Annotated in this window: 17 protein-coding genes; 9 read left to right on the top strand and 8 right to left on the bottom strand. The window is 71.6% G+C overall.

The genetic code is table 11. From position 1 onward, the window contains the following. Window positions 1–45 precede the first annotated feature (45 nt). From ACFYPG_RS03620 to ACFYPG_RS03595, 6 genes are all read right to left on the bottom strand, one after another. Window positions 46–750, bottom strand: coding sequence for a cellulose binding domain-containing protein (locus ACFYPG_RS03620; RefSeq protein ID WP_387350051.1), 705 nt, complete (start codon window positions 748–750; stop codon window positions 46–48). 107 nt (window positions 751–857) lie between these two features. Then, window positions 858–1,238, bottom strand: a complete 381-nt coding sequence (locus ACFYPG_RS03615) for a DUF742 domain-containing protein (RefSeq protein WP_387350049.1) — start codon at window positions 1,236–1,238, stop codon at window positions 858–860. Continuing rightward, window positions 1,216–1,665 (bottom strand): roadblock/LC7 domain-containing protein, encoded by a 450-nt coding sequence (locus tag ACFYPG_RS03610; RefSeq protein ID WP_355006158.1) that lies wholly within the window; start codon window positions 1,663–1,665, stop codon window positions 1,216–1,218. Before ACFYPG_RS03610 ends, ACFYPG_RS03615 begins: the two co-directional genes overlap by 23 nt. Continuing rightward, on the bottom strand, window positions 1,662–3,614 hold the full coding sequence (locus ACFYPG_RS03605) for a nitrate- and nitrite sensing domain-containing protein (RefSeq protein ID WP_387350047.1): 1,953 nt from the start codon (window positions 3,612–3,614) through the stop codon (window positions 1,662–1,664). The genes ACFYPG_RS03610 and ACFYPG_RS03605 overlap by 4 nt, the downstream gene beginning before the upstream one ends. Next, entirely contained in the window at window positions 3,611–6,172 is a 2,562-nt protein-coding gene (locus tag ACFYPG_RS03600; RefSeq protein WP_387350045.1) for a LuxR C-terminal-related transcriptional regulator, read from the bottom strand. Before ACFYPG_RS03600 ends, ACFYPG_RS03605 begins: the two co-directional genes overlap by 4 nt. A gap of 5 nt (window positions 6,173–6,177) precedes the next feature. Next, window positions 6,178–7,437, bottom strand: coding sequence for an Hsp70 family protein (locus tag ACFYPG_RS03595; RefSeq protein WP_387350044.1), 1,260 nt, complete (start codon window positions 7,435–7,437; stop codon window positions 6,178–6,180). Window positions 7,438–7,738: 301 nt separating this feature from the next. On the opposite strand from ACFYPG_RS03595, the gene ACFYPG_RS03590 reads away from it, so the two are divergent. The 7 genes from ACFYPG_RS03590 to ACFYPG_RS03560 all read left to right on the top strand — a co-directional run bounded on the left by ACFYPG_RS03590 (window position 7,739) and on the right by ACFYPG_RS03560 (window position 16,092). Then, on the top strand, window positions 7,739–8,623 hold the full coding sequence (locus ACFYPG_RS03590; protein ID WP_387350042.1) for an IniB N-terminal domain-containing protein: 885 nt from the start codon (window positions 7,739–7,741) through the stop codon (window positions 8,621–8,623). A 115-nt stretch (window positions 8,624–8,738) separates the two neighbouring features. Then, entirely contained in the window at window positions 8,739–10,595 is a 1,857-nt protein-coding gene (locus tag ACFYPG_RS03585; RefSeq protein ID WP_387350886.1) for a dynamin family protein, read from the top strand. After that, window positions 10,592–12,052 carry a hypothetical protein gene (locus ACFYPG_RS03580; RefSeq protein ID WP_387350040.1) on the top strand — a complete coding sequence of 487 codons (1,461 nt, stop codon included), beginning with the start codon at window positions 10,592–10,594 and terminating at the stop codon, window positions 12,050–12,052. The genes ACFYPG_RS03585 and ACFYPG_RS03580 overlap by 4 nt, the downstream gene beginning before the upstream one ends. A 138-nt stretch (window positions 12,053–12,190) precedes the next feature. After that, a complete protein-coding gene (locus tag ACFYPG_RS03575; RefSeq protein WP_355006152.1) occupies window positions 12,191–13,213 on the top strand; it encodes an ABC transporter substrate-binding protein in 1,023 nt (340 codons plus the stop codon). Window positions 13,214–13,244: 31 nt separating this feature from the next. Further along, window positions 13,245–14,252, top strand: coding sequence for an iron chelate uptake ABC transporter family permease subunit (locus tag ACFYPG_RS03570; RefSeq protein ID WP_355006151.1), 1,008 nt, complete (start codon window positions 13,245–13,247; stop codon window positions 14,250–14,252). A gap of 2 nt (window positions 14,253–14,254) precedes the next feature. After that, complete coding sequence (locus ACFYPG_RS03565; protein WP_387350038.1) at window positions 14,255–15,322, top strand: FecCD family ABC transporter permease; 1,068 nt, start codon at window positions 14,255–14,257, stop codon at window positions 15,320–15,322. Beyond that, window positions 15,319–16,092, top strand: a complete 774-nt coding sequence (locus tag ACFYPG_RS03560; RefSeq protein ID WP_387350036.1) for an ABC transporter ATP-binding protein — start codon at window positions 15,319–15,321, stop codon at window positions 16,090–16,092. Before ACFYPG_RS03565 ends, ACFYPG_RS03560 begins: the two co-directional genes overlap by 4 nt. 63 nt (window positions 16,093–16,155) lie before the next feature. Here the strand turns inward: ACFYPG_RS03560 and ACFYPG_RS03555 are convergent, their stop codons facing one another. Both ACFYPG_RS03555 and ACFYPG_RS03550 read right to left on the bottom strand, forming a co-directional pair. Next, complete coding sequence (locus ACFYPG_RS03555) at window positions 16,156–16,446, bottom strand: DUF1540 domain-containing protein (RefSeq protein WP_357205816.1); 291 nt, start codon at window positions 16,444–16,446, stop codon at window positions 16,156–16,158. 125 nt (window positions 16,447–16,571) lie between these two features. Continuing rightward, entirely contained in the window at window positions 16,572–17,312 is a 741-nt protein-coding gene (locus ACFYPG_RS03550) for a DUF2470 domain-containing protein (RefSeq protein WP_355006148.1), read from the bottom strand. A 41-nt stretch (window positions 17,313–17,353) separates the two neighbouring features. Between ACFYPG_RS03550 and rpsD the strand changes: the two genes are divergently transcribed. Next, window positions 17,354–17,962 (top strand): 30S ribosomal protein S4, encoded by a 609-nt coding sequence (gene rpsD, locus ACFYPG_RS03545; protein ID WP_355006147.1) that lies wholly within the window; start codon window positions 17,354–17,356, stop codon window positions 17,960–17,962. Between the two features lie 254 nt (window positions 17,963–18,216). Beyond that, window positions 18,217–22,164 carry a ThuA domain-containing protein gene (locus tag ACFYPG_RS03540; RefSeq protein WP_387350033.1) on the top strand — a complete coding sequence of 1,316 codons (3,948 nt, stop codon included), beginning with the start codon at window positions 18,217–18,219 and terminating at the stop codon, window positions 22,162–22,164. The last annotated feature ends 14 nt before the right edge of the window (window positions 22,165–22,178 follow it).

The raw sequence follows: 22,178 nt of genomic DNA, 5'->3' as shown, positions 1-22,178 counted from the left end.
AGGGTGGGGAAACCCCTACCGTGGGAGCGCGGGGAAGAACAAAGATCAGCTCGGCAGGCCCGAGCAGGCGGCCCCGTCGATGGTGCACGCCTTCGGGGCGGCACCGGTCAACGATCCATTGACCCGGAACGTCACCCGGACCGAGGCGCTGCCGGGCACCTGACCGGTGTTCGGGTCCGGCACGAACGTCCACACCGCACCGTCCCGGCTGGCCTGTGCCCCCTCGACCCCGCTGACCCCCAGCGACTCCCGGGGCAGGGTGACGACCAGCGTCCACCCCGGTGCCGGGACCGGGCCCGGATTGCTGATCGTCACTGTCGCGCCGTAGCTGAGCAGGGCGTTGTCAGTGATGGCGAAGTCCGCGCCCAGGGCCGCCGGGGTGGGTTCGGCGGTGGCGCCGGTCGGCGTGGGCCGGGTCGACGACGTGACTGCCGGTGGGACCGACGAGGCCGAGGCGGACGGGGGCGCGGCCACCGCCGGGCTGGTGAGCGCCGGTCGCGCCTGCGCGCGGGGGGTGGCGGACGGCGACGCGCCCACCTGCTCGTTCGACGGCGGCGGGTCGAGGGTCACCGGCGTCAGCTTCTCCGGCGTACGCAGCATCCCGACGACGGACACGGCCGTCGCGATCAGCACCCCGAGCGCCGCGACGAGAGCCACCCAGGTGGCCCGCGAGACGTCCTCCCGACCGGTGAGCACCCGCCGTGCGGCCGTGACGAGGGCCACGACCCGATCCAGCAGGATGATCGCCACGGTACGGCGTGGTTGGGGTGGTGTTGCCGGCACTGCCAGTCTCTCTTTCAGTTCGTCGCCGGGTGCGTGCCCACGATCCGTCCGGGTCGCGGGTGGCGGCTGCCCGGTCACAACCCGCGAAGCCCGACGAGTATCGCCTCGAGCAGGTCCTCGGTCGGCAGCTCCGACAGCATCGGCGGTTCGTGCGTCTCGATCAGCCCGGCCGCGAGCAGGTCACCGAGCAGCACCCGGACCGTCCCCAGCGGAAGATCCAACTCGGCACCCACCTCGGCCACCGACACTGGATGGTGACACAGCTCGACGATCCGCGCCTGTTCGGGGAAGAGCGGCGTGGGAGGGGCGACCCCCCGCCGGGCGACGACCAGCGAGATCAGGTCGAACTGGCCGCGTGCGGGCGCGGTACGCCCCCCGGTCATCGTGTAGGGCCGGGCGACCGGGCCCGCGTCGTCGTCGTACCACGCCTCGTCAGTGGCGCCGCTGGAGTGCACCTGTGTCCCCGATCGTCACCGAGGAGGCCGGGCCCAGCGTGATCGGCAGGTGCTGCTCGGCCTGCCCCACGAAGAGCGCCACCTCGTACGCCATGTCACCGACCTCGACGTCGTCACCGGCGATCCGCACGGTGAGGATGGTCCCGTTCGGGATGGTGGCGATGAACAGGAACGCTCGCGACATCTGCACCACGACCTGACGCAGCTCACCCGCCTCACAGGTCCGGGTGGCGGCCAGTCCCAACGCGATCAGTCCGGCGACCACGCCGGAGATCTGCTCGGCCAGCTTCGCCCCCACCCGCCGCGAGCCACCGAGCGGCAGCCCGTCCGGTGAGAGCACCACTGCGAACTCCGCACCGTGCACCCGGTCGACCAGGTCGTTCAGGGCGTCGGTCAGGCCGCCCTCGGTGACCACTGCAGACGTCATTGTTGTCTCCTCGCTGTTCTGGCGACCGGCAACTCAACCGTGTCGAGGCTGGTCCGGACGTGTTCCGGGCCGTTCGGCCCGGAGTGGCGGACCCGCGTCGGCAGCGCGCCGTTGCCGACGGGGTCGGTCAGGTCGGCGCCGGTGTGGGCCGGTGGGTACGGGCTGTCGGGTGGTGCGTTGGCCGGGATACCGCCGGTGCCGGTGACCGTGATCAGCCGGGAGGGTAGGAGCACGACAGCGGCCGTCCCGCCGCGCCGGCTGGGGCGCAGCGAGACGTGGGCACCGCATCGGTCGGCCAGTACGGCGGCCGCGTACCAGCCGGCGCGGCCCGCGGGCGGGCCGTCCGGCGGCGGACTGCCGAGCAGGTGGTTCGCCTCGGCCAGCGCGGCGGCGTCAAGGCCCGGCCCGTCGTCGACGACGATCACGGCACATCCCTGCGGTCGCTGTTCGCCGCTTACCCGCACGGTGGTCTCCGCCCCGGAGAAGGCCAGCGCGTTCTCGATCAGCTCCGCCAGTAGGTGGATGACGTCCGTGACGGCCGGGCCCGCGAGCGACCATGGCCAGTGCGGCGCGATCAGGACCCGGTGGTAGTCCGGCACCTCGGCGACCGCGCCGCGCGCCACGTCGAGCAGTGGCACCGGGCGTCGCCAGCGGCGGGCGGGTGTCGCGCCGGCCAGGGTGATCAGCTTCTCCACGTTGCGGCGGACCCGGGTGGTGAGGTGGTCGAGTTGGAACAGCTCGCCGGTCTCCTCGGTGGACCGTTCCCGACGTTGCATCCCGTCCAGCAGGCTGAGCTGGTCGCGCAGCAGGACCTGGTTGCGTCGGGTCAGCCCCAGGAACAGCCCCCGCTCGGTGTCAACCTCCGGCGTCGGCGGGGCCGGGAGTGGGGCCGGCGTGCCCGGCAACGGAGTCGGAAGGTCGGTGCCGCTCCTGGCCAGTTCGTCGGTCAGGCGTCGGACGGTGCCCGCCCAGCTCAGCAGGAGCACGAGCACGACGATGAGGCCGAGCCCCACGACGGCCCCGGTACGCGCGATGAGCATGGCCGCACCGGGGGTGGCCCGCTCGACGCTGCCGCGGGCGGTGTTCGTCACCACTGTCTGCAGCGCACCGAGGGCGGCGTCCGTCGCGGCCCGCCACTCCTGGACGGTGAGACCGGCCAGGGCGTTGGCGGCGCCGCCCCGGAGCAGCAGCCGGTCCTCCAGGGCGAGCAGCGCCGCGAACTCGGGACCGGCCGCGAGGCGCTGATGCTCGGCCCGGCCGTCGGGCGGGAGCCCGGCCACGGCCGCGGTGTGCGCGTACCGCTGGATGCTGACCAGCGCGGTCAGCCGGCGCTGCTCGTCGGCGCTGAGCCGTGCGGCGGCCAGACCCGCGCTGACCGCTGTGTCCTCCCGGGCGAGCAACTCCCGGGCGCGGGCCAGCGCGATCACCGCGCGGGTGTCGGCGGCCAACCCGCTCTCGTACGCGCCCCACTCCGGGCCGTACACACCGAAGGCGATGTCGATGACCTCGTCGTACCCGTCGACTGCCGCGCCCTGGTCGAGCCGCCCGGTGTCGATCCGGGACCGGGTCGTGCCCAGGCCGTCGAGCCGGCGGACCAGCTCGCCGGCCCGGTCGCGGACGGTGCCGGCGCTGAGCAGCCGAAGGTCGCGGCCCCTGGTGAACTCGCGGATCTCGGCGGCGGCCCGGTCGGTGCCTTCGCGGGCCCCGACCAGCGCGGGCGTCGGCTGCCCCGCCCCGGCGATCGTCTCGGCGGTGATCCGGCGTTCCGTCTGGAGGCTCAGGATCAGGCGGTCGATGGGCTGGCCCAGCGTGTCCGCCAGCGTCCGGACGCGCAGCAGGTCGACGGCGTCCTGGCTGGACACGTAGGCCGCGTACGACCAGAGCGTGACCAGCACGGCGGCCAGCACGGCCAGCCTGGTCCGGATCAGCCGGACGTCGTCACGGGTCATCGGGTCGCCCGCTGCGGCCATGGTTGCCCGGCCGTGTCGCTGGCCCGGTCGGCGACGAGGGTGCGCAGCAGCGCCAGCAGTTCGGTGCGGTTGGCGCAGTTGAGCCGGTTACGCATCCGTGCCACGTGGTGTTCGACGGTCTTGGCGGAGATGAAGAGCCGATCGCCGATCTCCCGGTAGGTCAATCCGGCGAGCACCAGCTCGGCGACCTCGTACTCGCGGTCGCTCAGGCCGTGTTGGGTGGGGCCGGCGACCCGCGCCGTGCTCGCACCTGTCGTCGGTGTCTGCCCGCTCTGCCCGCTGGAGGGCCGCCCCTGCAACGCGCGGGCGCATTCCAGCAGGGTGGTCATCGCCCGTCGGTCCGCGGTGCGGATGGCGGCCTGCCCGGCGAGGCGGGCGCCGTCCCAGCACAACCCGGTGTCGTGCAGCCCCCGGGCGGCGGCCTCCACCCGGATCGGGTCGACGACACCCCGGAGCACCTCCACCCAGCTCTCCGCGGCGGCGGCGACCACTGCCGCGTACCGGCTGTGGCCAGCGGCGGCCAGCAACGCCGTGACGTGTCCGTCGGCGATCGTCGGCTCGCCGGTCAGGATGGCGGCGTGCAGCCCGCTCCAGTGCAGCGGAAGACTCCACAATGGTGGGTTGTCGAGGCGGTCGAGGAGCTCACGCCCCTGGTGCAGGTACGGCTCCAGCCGGGCCAGGTCACCCAGTCGTGCGCCCGCGATGGCCAGCTCACCCAACGGCAGCAGGGTGAACAGGTCGACGGGATGCCGCACCACGGCCTCCTGCGCCTGCTCCCAACCACGCTTGAGCGCCCCGAGGTCACTGTTGCGCCGGCCGATGCCCATCCGGATCGCGGCGGCGAAGAGCTGGTCGCGGGACTCCAGTGGCCGCCCGTCGAGCGTCACAGTGGCGAGCCGCTCGCCGGCGGCGTGGATCTCGCCACGGACCATCAGGATCCAGGCCTGCAACAGCCGGTGGCGGCGGGCCATCAGCGGGCCGCCGACACCGGCGCCCAGGGCGCGGTGCAGCACCCGCTCGGCGATTTCCAGCTCACCGCAGTGCACCGCCGTCAACGCGGCGAGTGCCGCCGGGCTGTCCGGCAGCAGCGCTGCCCGGCCGTCCGGCTCCAGCAGCGCGGCGGCCTGCACGAGCGCGGAGAGCGCGGCGGTCGGCGGGCCGGTCACGCTCTCCCGTACACCGTTGGCCATCAGTCGGGCGGCGCTGGCGTGCAGGGTCGGGGGTTCGCCCGCCGGGTCGCCCGCCGGTGACTCGGTGCTGGCGGCGGGGTCACCGATGGCCAACCCGCCGACGATGGCGAACGCCGCCGCCGAGGCGGTGCCCGACCACCGGAACAGCTCGACGCTGCGACCGATGTGACCACGGTGGGCAAGGGCGGTGGCGGCGACCACGGCCGCCTCGGAGCGATCCGGGGGAGCGGCCGTGGCCAGGAGTCGGTCCGCCAGCCGAAGCGCGTCGTCGAGGTCACCGGCGAGCGCGGCGGCGAGCGCCTGCCGTGCGTTGGGCGGCCGGCCGGCCGCCGTGGCCGCCGCGAACAGCTCGGCGGCGAACGCCGGCTCGTCGGCCAGCGCCTCGTCCGCCGCGGCGGCCAGGGTCGCGGCCGGGCAGTCGCCGAGCGCGCCGAGCGCGAGCAGGGAACGGACCAGCGGCAGCACCGCGCCGCCCCGGGCGAGTTGCAACTCGGTGAGCCCTCGCCAGACCGCTGTCCGCTCGGTGGTGGGGCTGAGTGTCGCGACGGCCCGCCGGACGATCGGTGCGAGCCGGCCGTCCGCGCCCAGCAGCCCGGCCGCCCTGGTCGTGGCGATCAGTTCGTCCACTCCGGCCGGGTCCCGGCCCAGCAGCGCGCCGAGCATGCTCACCGGCAGCGCCCCGCCGGCCGCGACAGCGAGCAGCAGTCGCCGTACCCCGGCGGGCTGGACGTCCAGGTCCGGCCCGAATTCGAGGATGACGGAGCGGGGTGGGTCCACCATGCCGGTCCGGGTCTCCGCGCCGGCCAGGCCGCGGGCCAGCCGTGCCACGTCCCGGGGTACGCCGGCAGTCTGCGTGTGGACGAAGTCGACCAGGTCGGCCGGGCGGCCCAGCTCCGGCGTGGTGGCGAGATGGGCGGCGGTCTGCTCCCGGGTGAACGGTGTGAGCAGCACGGCCTGCCCGTCGCGTCGCAGAGCGTCGACCAGCTCACTGAACGCCGCCGAACGGGGCCACGGGCGGTGGGCGACCACCAGCCGGTGTCGCCGGCCCGCGACCAGACGCAGCAGCGCTTCGGTCCGTGCGTCGTCGAGCAGGTGCGCGTCGTCGACCAGCATCACAGTGTCGGGGTCGACCGGCTCGTCTGGCTCCGGGGCGGCCGTGCGGACGGCGATCCCGGCGCGCTGGTGAACCCGCTCCAGTTCGGTGAGGAAGGCGGTCTTCCCGTGACCGGCCGGGCCGGCGATGCCGACGGCGAGTGGGCCGCTCGGGTCCTGCGCGACAGTGTCCAGTAGCGCCTGCAACCCGCTGTCCAGGATCAACCCTGGTGCGGCGAGGTCATTCATGATCATCGGGGTCATCCTTCGCGTCCGCGGCCGCGGGCCAGCGCCAGTCGGGACGGCTTCGGCAGTTCCAGTGGGAGGACCCGGACCGGGGGCCGCGGTGGCGGATCGCCCGGAACGGTGTGATGAGGGCGGCGTGGTGCCGGGAGGGTGGCCCGGCCGGCGCCGCTGACCGGGGCCGGAACTCGGGCCGGCGCTGGCTGGCGAGGGCGTGGTGACACCACCTGGCAGGCCGCCATCGCCGCCCCGGTGGCGGCGGTCAACTGTGCGTCCGGCTCCACCTCGACGGGTACCGCGAGAGCCGCGCCGATCAGTTCGGTCACCAGCGGGACCCGGGTGGAGCCGCCGGCCAGCAGGACGCCGTCGAGCTGCGCCGGGGTCAGATCGGCACTGCGCACGGCCCGGAGCAGGAGGTCGACGGTGGCCTGCACCGTCGGGCGGATCATGGCCTCGAACTGCGCCCGGGTCACCGGCACCCGCGCCGGGCCGCTCGGCAGGGTCAGCACCACGTCGGCCGTGAGGTCGACGGTCAGCACCCGTTTGACCCGGTCACACTCCGCGCGCAGCCCGCGCAGCGCGGCCTGGGCCCCGCGACGCCCGGTCGCGGCCAACTCCCGAGCCAGCACGGTACGGGCATGCTCGGCGAGCGCCTCGTCGAAGTCGGCGCCGCCGATCGAGTCGAGACCCTGCGGGGTGCCGAACGTCTCGTACGTGCCGCGCGGGGTCCGGCGCACCAGAGCGGCCTCGAAACTGTTGCCCCCGAGGGCGTAGACAACGGCAGTGCTTCCCGCGAACCCCCGAGCGGCGTGGCTCTCGGCGACGGTGACCGTGCGGGGGAGCAACGTCACGTGCCGTAGACCGAGGTCCGACAGGGCCCGGTGCAGCACCTCCCGCCGGTAGGGGCGCCACCCTGCCGGGTGGCTGAGCACGATCGCCTCGGCCGCCCCGCCCTCCAGGGCGTGAACCCGCTCGACCACCCACGCCGCCAGTTCGGCGGTCAGCGTCTGCGGCGCGCACGGCTCGCCGCCGAGCAGCACCGGCACGTCGTCGCCGATCCGGTGGACGAAGTCCCGGGTGGTGCGGCTGCCGTCGTCGGTCACCGGCTCGCCGACGCGCAGCGAACCGTCCTCGACCAGGCACAACACCGACGGCATGAGGGGTGAGTCGGCGCTCAGCGGGACGGCTTCGGGACGGGTCCAGGTCGCGCCGCGGCGCCGTGCGACGGCGGCGGCAGTGTTGCTGCTTCCGATGTCTATCCCCAGGACGTACGGCATCGTCTCTGTCTCTCCCCGTGAGTCAGCCGGTCGGTGGCGATGGCGTCGGCTGCCCGACGACCCACCCCCGGCGAACCCCGCGGGCTCCTACGTTCGTACCAGAGATCAGTCCCTGGTCGGGACCCTAATCTCGTCGGGACGGTTTCCCCCTGTCCCCCTAACGTACGAGGTGGCGCAGCCCCTAGTTCAACCGGCCCGGATGCGGGCTCAGCCCCGATGCCCGGGGGTGAGCCCCGGCAATAGCGTCGTCACTGTCGACGTACGACACCCCGCCAATGCCACATCCGAGGAGAACCGGCACATGGACTCGCAGCAGACGCTCCACGACTTCGTGCTCGACCTACTGACGAACCCGGATTCGCGGTCGGCCTTCGACCTCGACCCCGAGGGTGCGTTGCGGGGCGCCGGGCTCACCGACATCACCGCTGCGGACGTGCAGGACGTCGTACCGCTGGTCGTCGACTACGCGCCGGGTGCCGGTCTCGCGCCGTTGGCCTCGCCGGTCGGGCAGCTCGGGCTGGACCCGCTGCTCACCGACACCACCGACGTGGTGGGTCAGTTGCAGAGCGTGGCGCAGCAGATCAGCGTCACCAGTTCGCCCAGTGGTGTGGACGTCAAGGCCGGCGTGCTCGGCGCCATCGCTGTCGACCCGTCGACCGCCGCCGCCGGGGTCACCGTGCTGCCGGGCATCGGTCTGGGTGTCGGCCCGTCCGGCCTCGACACCGACCTGGCCGGTGTCTCCGACGTGGCGCACACCCTCGACGCCGACGTGGTGCAGCCGGTGGACGCGATCGCGGACCCGGTGCTCGGGGACGTCACCGGCACCGTCGGCGACCCGAGCGGTCTGCTCGGCGTCGCTGACTCGAACCTGATCGGCGGCGACCTGGCCGGCGGTGTCCTCTCCGGCACCCACGGTCAGCTCGGCGGGGTCGTCAGCTCCCTCGGTGTCGACGACACCCTTGGCGGGCTGGGCCTCGGGCACGGCGACGGCATCGTCGGCGGGGTCCCGCCGCTCGACGTGTCGTCGACGGTGGGCGGCGTGACGCACCAGGTGGACAGCCTCCTCCCCGGTGTCACCGACACGGTCGGTGACGTGACCGGTGGGGTCACCGATGGTGTGCTCGGCGGCGACTCGCACACCTCGTCCGATCACGGGCTGCTGGGTATCACCGGCGGTCTGCTCTGATCCGGATCTCCGGTCGGAGCGGAGGGCCGGATCGTCTCGGGCGATCCGGCCCTTCCCGGTTCCACATCCGGTCCCTCTTGATAATTGAGCCGAAATCCGCACACTTGGTGCGGTGATGGCCGGGATCTGGTTGGACGTGCTGGACGAAATCGCCCGCACGTGCAGTGCACACGGTCGCGGTGACCTACTTCAGACGGTGCGGCAGAAGCGCGCGCAACTGCTGGACCCGACGCTGCGTGTCCTGGTCATCGGCGAGCCGAACCAGGGCAAGAGTCAGCTGATCAACGCGATCATCAACGCTCCGGTCTGCCCGGTCGGCGACGGCCGGACGACAGTCCTGCCGACCGTGGTGCGGCACGCCGGGGCCCCCACCGCGGCGGTGGCGCAGGCGCCACCATCAGCTCCGGGGCACCCCACCGGCGCTGCCGACGCGGTGGCCGTCGAGCGGACCCCGGTGGAGCTCAACCAGGTCGCGGCGGGCGTGGCCGGCCTGGTCGGTCGTCGGCCGGGCGGCGGCCCGGCGTACGTCGAGATCGGAGTGCCCCGTGCGCTGCTCGGTGCCGGGTTGGTGCTGGTGGACACCCCCGGCACCGACGAGGTCGCCGGCATCGGCGCCGCCGCTTCGGTTGCCGCGCCGGCCCGCGCGGACACCGTGCTGCTGGTCTCCGACTCCACTCGGGAGTTGTCGGTCGCTGAGCTGAACATGCTGCTGCACATCACGCGTTCGCATCCGAACGTGGTGGTGGTGCAGAGCAAGACTGATCTGGTGGCGGACTGGCGGACTGTCGCCGAGCGCAACCGGCAGCACCTGGCCGAGGCGAGGGTTCCGGCGACGCTGATCCCGGTTTCGGCGGCGCTGCGACTGCGCGCGGCCGCCGCCGACGACCGTGGGCTCAACGCGGAGTCGGGCTTTCCCGCGTTGATCGCCCGACTGCAGGGTGACCTGGCCGGCAAGGCCGATCACCTGGCCCGGGCGGCGGTGCAGACGGTGGCCCGGACGGTGGTGGAGCAGTTGGCCGCGCCGCTGCGCGCCGAGTTGGCGACCCAGGAGGCCGAGGAGCAGTCCGGGCCGATCTCCCGGCTGCACGCGGCGCAGCGCGAGGTCGACGAGTTGCGCCGGTGCTCCACCCGGTGGCAGAACACGCTGACCGACGAGATCACCGACCTGCTCGCCGACCTTGAGTACGACCTGCGTGACCGGACCAGACAGATCCTGCGCGCGGTGGACGAGGCGTTCGACACGGCGGACCCGTTGGTCGCCTGGGACACCTTCCAGGACTGGTTGGAGCGGAGCCTGGTGGAGGCGGCGGAGGCGAACCACGAGTGGCTGATCCAGCGCTGTGACTGGATCGCCCGGCGGGTGGCCGCCAACTTCGACAGGTACGGCTACGACGTGCTGCCGCCCTGGTCGATGACGATGCCGGACGACATCGGCGAGCGACTGCCCGACCTGCAACGGCCGACGATCGACAGGTTCACCACCGGTCAGAAGCTGTTCACCGGCATGAAGGGCTCGTACGGCGGCATGCTGATGTTCGGTCTGGCGACCACCCTGGCCGGCATGCCGATGATCAATCCGGTTTCGGTCGGCATCGGGGCGCTCTTTGGCGGCAAGAGCATCCGTGACGAGAGCAAGCAGTTGCTCCGTCGGCGGCAGGCGACGGTCAAGACGGCCATCCAGCGGCATGTCGACGATTTCTTCGTCCGGATCATCCGAGACTGCCGCGACGCCGCCCGGCAGGTGCAGCGGATGCTGCGGGACCACTTCACGGGGCTGACCGAGGAGCTGCAGGAGGCCATCGTGCAGTCGTTCCGCAGCGCGAAGCAGGAGGCCGACACCGATGCCTCGGTGCGCGAGCAGCGGCAGCGCGAGATCCGGCTGAAGATGACCAGGTTGGCGGCGGTGTACGAGCAGGCTCAGCAGTTGACCGGCGCCCGTTCCGCCCCGCTGCTGTTGGAGCCGCAGGCATGACTGTGGGAGTGCGCCTGGACGAGGCGGCGTGGGGGTTGCTGCACCAGGCCATCGAGCTGTACCAGGACAATCCCCGGGCTGTCGCCGAGCTTCGGCAACAGGTGGCCCGGTTGGAGCAGCCGCTGCGGATCGCCATCGTCGGCCCGTGGCGATCGGGTAAGTCGACGGTGCTCAACGCGTTGATGGGCGAGGAGGTCGCGCCGGTCGAGCGGGCGGACGGGGCCTTCACCTGGTACGAGGACGGTGCCGCGCCACGTGCCACCGCCTACCCGGTCGGGCAGCCACCGCAGGAGTTGGCAGTGGTGAAGTCGGCGACCGGGCTGCGGGTGGATCTGGGCTGGGGCGCGGGGGAGGTGCGGGACATCGTTGTGCGGTGGCCGACGCGGGCGCTGCGGCAGATCACGCTGATCGACACTCCGGCGGTCGCCGGTGGCGCCGAGCAGGGCCGGACGCCGGTGTTGGAGCGGGTGTTGCACGACTCGGACGCGGTGCTGTACCTGACCCGCGACGGTCGCGACAGCGACCTGCGGGTGCTGGAGTCCGCACGGGACAGTGCCGTCGGGCAGTCTGCTCCGGTCAACGTGATCATGGTGCTGTCCCGCGCCGACGAGACCGGTGGCGGCCGGATCGACGGCCTGCTCACGGCCCGACAGCTCGCTCGCCGGCACTACCGCGACCCGAGGGTGAACGCGCTCAGCGTCAACGTCGTGGCGTGCAGCGGCATGATCGGCCTGGCCGGCCGGTTGCTCGGTGAGACCGATTTCGCCGCGCTCGCGACAGTGGCTCAGGTGCCCCGGGCAGAGCTGGACGCCCACCTCATCTCCGCCGACCGCTTCCTCCGCGGCGAGCTGCCGGTACGGCTGGACACCGAGGTGCGCGCCGCGCTGCTGGGCCGGTTCGGGATCTTCGGTGTCCGGCTGGCGGCCACGCTGGTGCGCAGCGGGTTCGACAGCCGGGTGAAGCTCTCCGCCGAGTTGATTCGGCGGAGTGGTCTCACCGAGCTGCGTGAGTCGGTGACGCGGTCCTTCATCGATCGCCGCGACGCCCTCAAGGCGCGGTCCGCGCTGGCCGCGGTGGAGGCGCTGCTGCGGGCCGAGCCGACTCGGGGCTCCGCCGAGCTGGTCGGCGCGGTGGAGCAGATCCTCGCCGGCGCGCACGAGTTCCGGGAGCTGCGCCTGCTGGTGGCGCTGCGGAACACCCGGCTGGGGTTCGACGCGGAGCTGGCCGCCGAGGCGCAACGGCTGGTCGGCGGCGACGGGGTGGGCCTCGCGGCTCGGCTCGGTGTCGAGCATGAGGCCGACGTGCGGCAACTCTGGGAGGTCGCGGCCGAGGCGCAGTGGCGGTGGCGGGACCGGGCGGAGGATTCTCTGCTGCCGCTGGCGCAGCGCCGCGGCGCTCAGGTCGTCGTCCGCAGTTGCGAGGGGATGATCGCCGAGCTGGCTGCGGGCGGGCGCTGAGCACTCGCCGTCCGGTGGCGGGGCGTCTTTCGAGGTGGGGGGCACCCCGGCATTAGCCAAAACAAAAAGTGTTGGTTAGCCTAACCTAACTTTCGGGCCGGCTGGCTCGCTTGTCTTCGAAAGATCGGGAACCTCACCATGCAATCCTGGCGTCCGATCCTGGCCGTCGCGGCGCTGAGCGCCGTGCTCGGCGGGCTCACCGCTTGCGGCAACGACACGGGCGCCGGTGACTCCGCCGCCGCTGCCACTCCCTCCGGCCCCTGGTCTTTCAACGACGGCTCGGGCACTGTCGTCAAGGCAGACAAGACGCCCACCCGGATCATCGCGCACGCCGGCGAGGCCGCGGCGCTCATGTCCTTCGGCATCAAACCGGTCGGCGTCTACGCCGACGAGTCGGTCAAGACCGACCCCAACCTGAAGAACCTCGACCTCACCGGCATCCAGATCCTCGGCGAGGAGTGGGGCAAGATCGACGTGGAGAAGGCCGCCGCCCTGCGCCCGGACCTGATCGTCGGCGACTGGTGGCCGGCCGAGAAGGCACACAGCGGCATGGAGGAGGGCGTCGACGAGAAGAGCAAGAAGCTCGCCGAACTGGCCCCCATCGTCGGTGTCGCGCAGGGCAAGTCGATCGTCGCGCTGGCCGAGGGGTACGAGGACCTCGCCGAGAGCCTCGGCGCGGACGTGGCCAGCCCGCAGATTGCGGCGAACAAGAAGCGCTTCGAGGACGCGGTGACCGCGTTCAAGGCGGCCACCTCGGCCAAGCCGGACCTGACGGTCGCGGCGATGTCGCCCTCGACCGAGAAGGTCTACGTCGCGAACCCCGAGTACGCGCCCGAACTGCTGGACCTGCAGACCTGGGGTCTGAAGGTGATCAACCCGGCCAGCCCGGACCCGGCCTTCCCGTACTGGGAGAACCTCAGCTGGGAGAACGCCGACAAGTACCAGCCGGACCTGATCCTCTGGGACGGCCGATCCTTCACGCCCACCGCCAACGCCGAGTGGAGCACGAAGCAGCCGACCTGGTCCAAGATCAAGGCGGCCAAGGTCGGTGCCACCGTCTCCTGGCCGGCGTTCTGGCTGCACACGTACGGGGACTTCGCGACCGAGCTGGACAAGCTGACCCAGGCGGTCAAGGCCGCTGATCAGAATGTCGGCAACTAACCAGATCGGGACGCGCACCTCGACGGGAGGCGTGCGGCGAGCCTCTGCCCTCGGGCCGGGGCTCGCCGTCCTCTGTGCGGTCCTCGCCCTCGTCGGCTTCCTCAGCGTGACCCTGGGCTCGCGTTCGATCGGGCTCGCCGAGGTGCTGCACGCCCTGTTCAGCCTCGACAGCGACGGGCCGATCAGCAGCACCGTCACGCTGGAGATGCGCGTACCCCGCACTCTGCTCGGCATCCTGGTCGGCGCGGCGCTCGGGGCGGCCGGGGCGATCCTTCAGGGCGTCACCCGCAACCCGCTGGCGGACGCGGGGATCCTGGGCATCAACTCCGGTGCCGCCGCGTTCGTGGTCCTGGCCATCACGGTGCTCGGGGTACGCGGCGTCGGTGTCTACGTCTGGTTCGCCTTCGCCGGCGCGATCGCGGCGCTGGCACTCGTGTACGCGGTCGCCTCGCTCGGCCGCGAGGGCGCCACCCCGGTGAAGCTGGCCCTGGCCGGCGCGGCGGTCACCGCCGGCTTGACCTCGGTGACCAGCGGGATCGTGATGACGAACGTGGACGCCCTCAACGAGCTGCGGTTCTGGCAGGTGGGATCCCTCGCCGGTCGGTACACCCCGATCCTGACCGGGGTCGCGCCGTTCCTGCTGATCGGCCTCGTCGCGTCGCTGGGCCTCGGGCGGGCCATCAACGGCCTCGCGCTCGGCGAGGACGTCGCGCGTGGCCTCGGCCAGAACGTGACCCGTACCCGCGCGGTCGCCTTCGCCGTGGTCGCGATCCTGGCCGGCGCAGCCACCGCGGCCTGCGGGCCGATCGTCTTCGTCGGGCTCGTCGTGCCGCACCTGGCGCGGTTCATCTGCGGCCCCGACTACCGCTGGATCCTGCCGTACTCGATGGTGCTGGCGCCCATCGTCCTGCTCCTCGCCGACGTGCTCGGCCGGGTGGCCGCCGCCCCTGACGAGGTTCAGGTCGGCGTGATCCTCGGGCTGATCGGCGCGCCAGCGTTCATCGCTATCGTGCGCTACGGCCGGCTGTCGGAGGTGTGAGCATGGTGACGACAACGACAGGCCTGCGCTCTGCCCCGTCCGGTACGGCGGCGGCACTGCGCGCCAACCGGAGGCGTCGAGCCGGCCGGTCCATCATGGTGACCTGCGCCCTGACCGTGACGGTCATCGCCCTCTTCGTGCTCACCATGATGGTGGGCAGCTTCCGCCTCGGCGCCGCGGAGGTCATCGCGTCGGTCCTGCACCTGTCCGACAACCCCAGCGTCGACTTCGTCGTGCGTGGCCTGCGACTGCCGACCGCGGCCGCCGCACTGACCGTCGGACTCGCCCTCGGCGCGTCCGGGACGATCTTCCAACAGTTGCTGCGCAACCCCCTGGCGTCGCCGGACTTCGTGGGCATCACCTCGGGGGCGGGGCTGGCTGCCGTCACCGGGATCGTGCTCCTCCAGGCCGGTGGGCTCGTCGTCAGCGGGCTCGCCCTCGGTGGCGCTGTCGCCGCCGCAGTGGCGATGTACCTGCTGGCCTGGCGCGACGGCGTCAGCGGCTACCGCTTCATCCTCATCGGCATCGGGGTGGCGGTCTTCTTCGAGGGCGTTATCGGCTACGTGCTCAGCCGGGCACAGCTCTTCGAGGCCCGTCAGGCCATGCACTGGCTGGTCGGGTCGGTCGGTCAGGCCAGCACCACGGAGCTGTGGGTGCTCACCGGTGCCCTGATCGTCCTGCTGCCGGTGGCCACGCTGCTGCAACGGCCACTGAGCGCCCTCGCGCTCGGTGACGACGCCGCCCGGATGCTGGGTGTCCGGGCCGAGCTCAGCCGGGCCGGGCTGCTCGGCACCGCCGTCGTGCTGGTGGCCCTGGCGGTGGCGGTGGCGGGCCCGATCGCCTTCGTCGCCCTGGTGGCCGGCCCGATCGCCAACCGACTTCTCGGCCCCGCGGCCCAGGGCGTCCTGCCGGCCGCCCTGGTCGGTGCCGCGTTGCTGCTCAGCGCCGACCTCGTCGCCGTGCACCTGCTGCCCACACCGTTGCCCACCGGCGTGGTGACCGGTGCGGTCGGCGCGCCCTACCTGCTGTGGCTGCTCGCCACCACCAACCGACAAGGAGCGGGTGGATGACCCGACTACGCGCCGAGGGTCTCACTCTCGGCTACGACGACCGGACCATCGTCGACCACCTCGACGTCGCCGTGCTCGACGGCAAGGTCACCGCGATCGTCGGCGCCAACGCCTGCGGCAAGTCCACTCTGCTCCGCGGCCTGGCCCGACTGCTGGCACCGCGCGACGGTGCCGTCTTTCTCGACGACAAGCCCCTGGCCGACCTGCGCAACGTCGACGTGGCCAAGGTGCTCGGGCTGCTCCCGCAGACTCCCGTCGCGCCCGATGGCATCACCGTCGCCGACCTGGTGGCCCGTGGCCGCTACCCCCACCAGGGTTGGTTCCGACGGTTCAGTGGCGACGACCACGACGCCGTGGCCCGGGCCCTCGATGCCACCGGCACCGCGGATCTGATCGACCGTCCGATCCGGGAGTTGTCCGGTGGCCAACGCCAGCGGGTCTGGGTCGCCATGGCCCTGGCGCAGGAGACCGACCTGCTGCTGCTCGACGAACCCACCACCTACCTGGACATCAACCACCAGGTCGAGCTGCTGCGGCTGCTGCGGAAGCTGAACGCGGAGTCCGGCAAGACCATTGTCATCGTCATGCACGACCTCAACCTCGCCTGCCGGTACTGCGACCACCTCATTGCGATGTCCGGCGGCGCGATCGTCGCCGAGGGAGCGCCGGTCGACGTGGTCACCGGTGACCTCGTCGAGCAGGTCTTCGGTCTCAGCTGCCTCGTCGTACCCGATCCGATCGCCGGCACGCCGATGGTCGTCCCCGCGTAGCCGGCCTCCAACGCGGATGAGGGACGGCCGTGGTGGCCGTCCCTCATTCACGTCGCGCCGGGATCAGCGCGGTTCGTACGTCTGACAGTCCGCGATGTCCTGACCCGGACCCACCCGGATGGACGGCGCGTGGCACTCCAGCTCGGCGTTGTGCTGACAGTCGGACCGCTTGCAGGCACCGACCTGGGCGATGACGCGGTCCAGCCCGCCTTTCGCCGAGGTGTCGATGAACGTGGCGCAGCTGGCGTTCTGCTGCCCGATGGTGATGGCGAACGCGTGGCAGCCGTCGTGGTTGTAGCCGCAGTCGGTGACTGTGCACTCGTGTACCCGCGGCATCTCCAGCATGTCGGTCATGGCGATCTCGCTTCCGTCGGTGGTGCCGGGTCACCGTCATACCGGCTTCGACGGGACAATTCCCTATCTTTTGGGATGTTTTGTGTAGGCCAGCCTTGCCTAACCGCTGACGAGGGCGGCGATCGTCAGCGGGCGTGCCGGGCGTGCCGGGCGCGGCAGCCGCGCGAGTGCCGAAGCAGTTCCTCGATCCGCGCGCCGAGTTCGGCCGGATGCCGCAGTGGCGCCCGGAAGTTCAGCCGGACGTCCCGGTCACCAGTGCTCAGCTCCAGCCGGAGTACGACACCGTGGCGGTCCAGGCGTACTGGCCGGACCCGGCGAACGCCCTGAAGGTGGCGGGCGGGTATCAGTCGGCTCAGTCCCTCGACGGTGTGTGGGTGGTGGTGGTCGAGGTGACACAACAGATCAGCCTCGACTGCGGCCAGCGGGTCGGGTTGGGCGATCGCGAACTCGTCCGCGTCGATGCATGTGGTGCGGCCGTCGACGGTCAGCTCGGCGGCGGCGAGGTCGAGGACCGTCACCAGCTCCTGATCGCTCCCGGTCATGACGGCCTCGGTCGCCAACCAACCGCTGAGCGTGGCGTGCCCGCGCACCCGGTCGCGGACCGGGGTGGGCGCCAGGTCGGTCATCTCGACCATCGCGACGGTCTCTCGCTGGTGCGCGAGGTGATCGGCCAGGTGGCAGCCGACCGGCAGGTCGATCCGCAGCCGACCGTCGCTCGTCACGACGTGCCGTCCGACGACGTACGCCTCGACGCCCGGGATGTGCAGGGTGAGGGAGTCGGCGGCGACGAGCATCGATCGGATTCGGACACCTGCGTCGTCCGTGGAGTCCGCCGTGCTGGTCGAGGGCTTGCTCAAGGCGATCATCTCCTAATAAGGTTAGCCTTACCTTACTTGAAAGGCGAAGCATGAATCAGACCCGTCCCAAGGTCAAGCGCTCTCGCGCCCTGGGCATCGCACTGACCCCGAAGTGCGTGCGCTACTTCGAACGCCGTCCGTTCCCGCCCGGGCAGCACGGCCGTGCCCGACGCACCACCAGCGACTACAAGGTCCGGCTGTTGGAGAAGCAGCGGCTCAAGGCGCAGTACGACCTGCACGAGGGGCAGCTCCGGCGCGCGTTCGACCGGGCCGTGCGCCGGCCCGGCAAGACCGGCGAGGAGTTGATCGTCGAGCTGGAGAGTCGGCTGGACGCGCTGGTGCTGCGAGCCGGTTTTGCCCGCACCATCTACCAGGCCCGCCAGGTCGTCACCCATCAGCACGTCACTGTGAACGGCCGTCGCCTGGACCGGCCGTCCGCGCGGCTGCAACCCGGTGACGTCATCGAGGTGGCGGAACGCAGTCGGGGCAAGGCGCCGTTCGTCGTGGCGGCGGCTGGGGCGCATGCCCCGGAACGTCACGCCCCTTACCTTGAGGTGAGCCTGCCCGGCCTGACCGCTCGGCTGACCCGGCTCCCGCTCCGCTCGGAGGTTCCGGTGGTCTGCGACGAGCAACTCGTCGTCGAGTACTACTCACGCTGACCGAGGAGGGGGAAGGGCCCTGAGTGCGGGCATCTGCGCCGGGGCCCTCCGCGGATGATCGTGGCCCGAAAACCGTTATTCGATCTCGCTTCACACAGTCGCCCCTGACCTGCGGAGATAACGCTCTCACGGATGCTGGGAGAGTGCTTGACGCGCCCGTGATCCGACCGCAACGATGCATTCACATGTCTCGTCCCACCACCGCCTGGCGTGATCGGCGCACGCCGTCCCCCGCACCGCGAAAGGACCCCACTGTGCGCAGATCCCTGAGATCGTGGCTCGGCCTCGCGCTGAGCGCGATCCTCGTGGCGGGCGGCATCGTCGCCTCGCCACCCACTGCCAGTGCCGCACCGTTCACCGTGCTGGTCTTCAGCAAGACCGCCGGGTTCCGGCACGGATCCATCACCCCGGGCATCGCCGCGATCCAGCAACTCGGTGCGGCAAACGGCTTCACCGTCGAGGCCACCGAGGACGCCGCCCAGTTCACCGACGCCAACCTGGACCGGTTCGCCGCGGTGATCTGGCTGTCCACCACCGGTGACGTTCTCAACGCCGCCCAGCAGGCCGCGTTCGAGCGCTACATCACCGGCGGCGGTGGGTACGTCGGCGTGCACTCCGCCTCCGACACCGAGTACGACTGGCAGTGGTACGGGGGACTGGTCGGAGCGTACTTCGCCTCGCACCCGGCCGAGCAGAACGTCACGGTCAAGGTCGCCGACCAGGTGCACCCATCCACAGCGGGGCTGCCGCAGCGGTGGAGCCGGTTCGACGAGTTGTACAACTACCGGACCAACCCCCGGGGCAACGCGCACGTGCTGGCCACCCTGGACGAGACCACCTACACCGGCGGCAGCATGGGCGCCGACCACCCGATCTCCTGGTGCCAGAACTACTCCGGCGGTCGAGCCTGGTACACCGGCCTGGGGCACACCGACGCGTCGTACACCGAGGCGAACTTCCGTCAGCACCTGCTCGGCGGCATCCGGACGGCGGCCGGCGCGGTCGACGCCGACTGTGGTCCCACCGTCACCAGCAGCTTCCAGCAGGTGGAGCTGGCCAAGGGCGCGGCCGAGACCGGTGAGCCGATGAGCCTCACCGTCCTGCCGGACCGAGGCGTGCTGCACACCTCCCGCAACGGCGTGATCCGGCACACCGACGCCGCCGGCAACACCAAGATCGCCGCCACCCTGCCGGTCTACACCGGCGACGAGGAGGGTTTGCAGGGCATCAAGGCCGACCCCAACTTCGCCACCAACCGCTGGGTGTACGCGTACTTCGCCCCACCACTGAGCACCCCTGGCGGTGGTGCGCCCGCCGAGGGCACGCCGGCCCAATTCGCCGTCTGGGAGGGTGTCAACCGGTTGGCCCGGTTCACCGTCAATGCGGACAACACCATCAACCTGGCCAGCGAGACGTTGATCCTCAACGTGCCGACCAGCCGGGGCATGTGCTGCCACGTCGGCGGCGACATGGACTTCGACGCGGCCGGCAACCTCTACCTGTCCACGGGCGACGACACCAACCCGTTCGACTCGGCCGGCTTCACCCCGATCGACGAGCGGGCGGGTCGTAACCCGGCGTTCGACGCGCAGCGCACCTCGGCGAACAGCAACGACCTGCGCGGCAAGGTCCTCCGGATCAAGCCGAGCGCGGCCGGCGGCTACACCATCCCGGCCGGCAACATGTTCGCCCCGGGCACCGCGCGGACCCGTCCGGAGGTCTACGCGATGGGCTTCCGCAACCCGTTCCGGATGAGCGTGGACAAGGCCACCGGCATCGTCTACCTCGGTGACTACGGCCCCGACGCGGGCACCGCCGACCCGAACCGAGGGCCGGCGGGCAACGTCGAGTTCGCCCGGATCGACAGGCCCGGCTTCTACGGCTGGCCGTACTGCACCGCCCGCAACGACGCCTACAACGACTACACCTTCCCGTCCGGGCCGTCCGGGGCGAAGTTCAACTGCGCCGGTGGGCCGGTGAACAACTCGCCAAACAACACCGGCATCACCCAGCTGCCGCCGGCCGTTCCGGCCTGGTTGCCGTACGGCGGCTCCGGCTCGCCGCCGGAGTTCACCGGCGGTGGCCTCTCGCCGATGGGCGGGCCGGTCTACCGGTACGACCGCAACAACACCTCGCCCGTGGCGTTCCCCGAGTACTACGACGGGACCTACTTCGCCGGTGAGTTCGGTCGCCGCTGGATCAAGAACATCAAGCTCGACGCGTCCGGCCAACCGCTGAAGATCAACCCGTTCCCGTGGACCGGCACCCAGGTCATGGACATGGAGTTCGGCCCGGACGGCGCGCTCTACGTGCTGGACTACGGCACCGGCTGGTTCAACGGCGACGCCAACTCGGCGCTCTACCGCATCGAGTACGCCCGCGAGGGCAGAGCACCCATCGCCAGGGCCTCGGCCACCCCGACCAGTGGCACCGCGCCGCTGACAGTGGCCTTCTCCTCGGCCGGCACCCTCGACCCGGACGGGGACCCGTTCACCTACGCCTGGGACTTCGACAACAACGGCACCACCGACTCGACCGCGGCGAACCCGAGCTTCACGTACACCACGAATGGAACCCGAAGCCCGACGCTGACGGTCCGGGACACCACCGGAAAGACAGCCACCGCGAGCGTGGTCGTCACTGTCGGCAACAGCGCCCCGGTGGTCACCGTCAACACCCCGTTGAATGGGCAGACCTTCACCTTCGGGGACGCGGTGCCGTTCTCCGTGACGGTCACCGACGCCCAGGACGGCGCGATCAACTGCGCCCGGGTGAAGGTGAACTACGTCCTCGGCCACGACTCGCACGGCCACCAGCTCGGCAGCGTGCAGGGCTGCACCGGGGTCATCCAGACCTCGAAGGACGGCGAGCACGACGCGGCGGCGAACATCTTCGGCATCATCGACGCCGAGTACACCGACCTGGGTGGAGGCGGCCAGCCGGCGCTGACCACGCACACCCAGGCCGTCCTGCAACCTCGGGTACGCCAGGCCGAGCACTTCGGTGACTCGTCCGGCATCCAGATCGTCGCCGGGGCAGCGGGCAACGGCGGCGCGGCGGTCGGCTACGTCGACAACAACGACTGGATCTCGTTCCGCCCGTACAACCTGACCGGCGTCCAGTCGTTCAGTGCCCGGGTCGGCGCACCGGCCGGTGGCGGCGGCACGCTGGAGTTGCGGGTCGACTCGCCCACCGGCCCGTTGGTCGGTTCGGCCACCGTCACCTCCACCGGCGGGTACGCCAACTTCGCCACGGTCACCGGTGGGGTAACCGCCCCGACCGGCACCCGGACCCTGTTCCTGGTCTTCAAGGGCACCGGCCCGTACTTCGACATCGACGAGTTCACGCTCTCGACCAGCCCCGGCGGTCCCGGACCGGATCCGGACCCGGACCCGGATCCCGAGCCGGGCGCCAACCTGGCCCGGGGCAAGCCGGCGCGCGCGTCCAGCTTCGAGGGCGCGTTCACCGCGGCGAACGCGTTCGACGGCGCGGCCGGGACCCGGTGGGGCAGCGCCTTCGGAGACCCACAGTGGATCGACGTGGACCTCGGCGCCACGTACGCCATCAACCGGGTCAAGCTGACCTGGGAGGCGGCGTACGGCAGTGGCTACCAGATCCAGACCTCGCCGGACGCTGTCAACTTCACCACGATCCGTACGGTGACCGGCGGTGACGGCGGGGTGGACGACCTGACCGGGCTCAGCGGCTCCGGCCGGTACATCCGGCTTCTCGGCACCACCCGGGGGACCGCCTGGGGCTACTCGCTGTTCGAGTTCGAGGTGTACGGCGGCGGCGGTGGAACCGGTCCGCCCGGCGGCAACCTGCTGCTGAACAAGCCGGCGTCGACGTCCAGCAACGAGGGGGCCGACGTGTCCGGCGCCCAGGCGGTCGACGGCAGCCTCACCACCCGCTGGTCGAGCACGTTCTCCGACCCGCAGTGGATCCGCGTCGACCTCGGCAGCCCCACCGCTATCGGTCGGGTCAAGCTGAGCTGGGAGGCGGCGTACAGCAGCGCGTACCAGATCCAGACGTCGAACGACGGCACCACCTGGACCACGGTGAAGACGGTGACCGGGGCCGACGGCGGCGTGGACGAGCACACCGCCCTCGGCGCCAACGGCCGCTACCTGCGGATCCTTGGCACGGCCCGGGGCACCGGTTATGGCCACTCGCTCTGGGAGTTGGAGGCCTACGCCAGCTGAACCACCACCGGTGA

The organism is Micromonospora sp. NPDC005553 (assembly GCF_042871765.1).
In the GTDB taxonomy this organism is placed as follows: domain Bacteria; phylum Actinomycetota; class Actinomycetes; order Mycobacteriales; family Micromonosporaceae; genus Micromonospora.
The sequence above is the reverse complement of the archived record's forward strand: the minus strand, read 5'-3'. Positions and strand labels throughout refer to the sequence as shown.

Coding starts and splice junctions, on each gene's coding strand:
- ACFYPG_RS03610 (WP_355006158.1), bottom strand. CDS start 1,665: ATGACGTCTGCAGTGGTCACCGAGGGCGGCCTGACCGACGCCCTGAAC.
- ACFYPG_RS03605 (WP_387350047.1), bottom strand. CDS start 3,614: ATGACCCGTGACGACGTCCGGCTGATCCGGACCAGGCTGGCCGTGCTG.
- ACFYPG_RS03600 (WP_387350045.1), bottom strand. CDS start 6,172: ATGATCATGAATGACCTCGCCGCACCAGGGTTGATCCTGGACAGCGGG.
- ACFYPG_RS03595 (WP_387350044.1), bottom strand. CDS start 7,437: ATGCCGTACGTCCTGGGGATAGACATCGGAAGCAGCAACACTGCCGCC.
- ACFYPG_RS03590 (WP_387350042.1), top strand. CDS start 7,739: ATGGACTCGCAGCAGACGCTCCACGACTTCGTGCTCGACCTACTGACG.
- ACFYPG_RS03585 (WP_387350886.1), top strand. CDS start 8,739: ATGGCCGGGATCTGGTTGGACGTGCTGGACGAAATCGCCCGCACGTGC.
- ACFYPG_RS03580 (WP_387350040.1), top strand. CDS start 10,592: ATGACTGTGGGAGTGCGCCTGGACGAGGCGGCGTGGGGGTTGCTGCAC.
- ACFYPG_RS03575 (WP_355006152.1), top strand. CDS start 12,191: ATGCAATCCTGGCGTCCGATCCTGGCCGTCGCGGCGCTGAGCGCCGTG.
- ACFYPG_RS03565 (WP_387350038.1), top strand. CDS start 14,255: ATGGTGACGACAACGACAGGCCTGCGCTCTGCCCCGTCCGGTACGGCG.
- ACFYPG_RS03560 (WP_387350036.1), top strand. CDS start 15,319: ATGACCCGACTACGCGCCGAGGGTCTCACTCTCGGCTACGACGACCGG.
- ACFYPG_RS03555 (WP_357205816.1), bottom strand. CDS start 16,446: ATGACCGACATGCTGGAGATGCCGCGGGTACACGAGTGCACAGTCACC.
- ACFYPG_RS03550 (WP_355006148.1), bottom strand. CDS start 17,312: ATGATCGCCTTGAGCAAGCCCTCGACCAGCACGGCGGACTCCACGGAC.
- rpsD (WP_355006147.1), top strand. CDS start 17,354: ATGAATCAGACCCGTCCCAAGGTCAAGCGCTCTCGCGCCCTGGGCATC.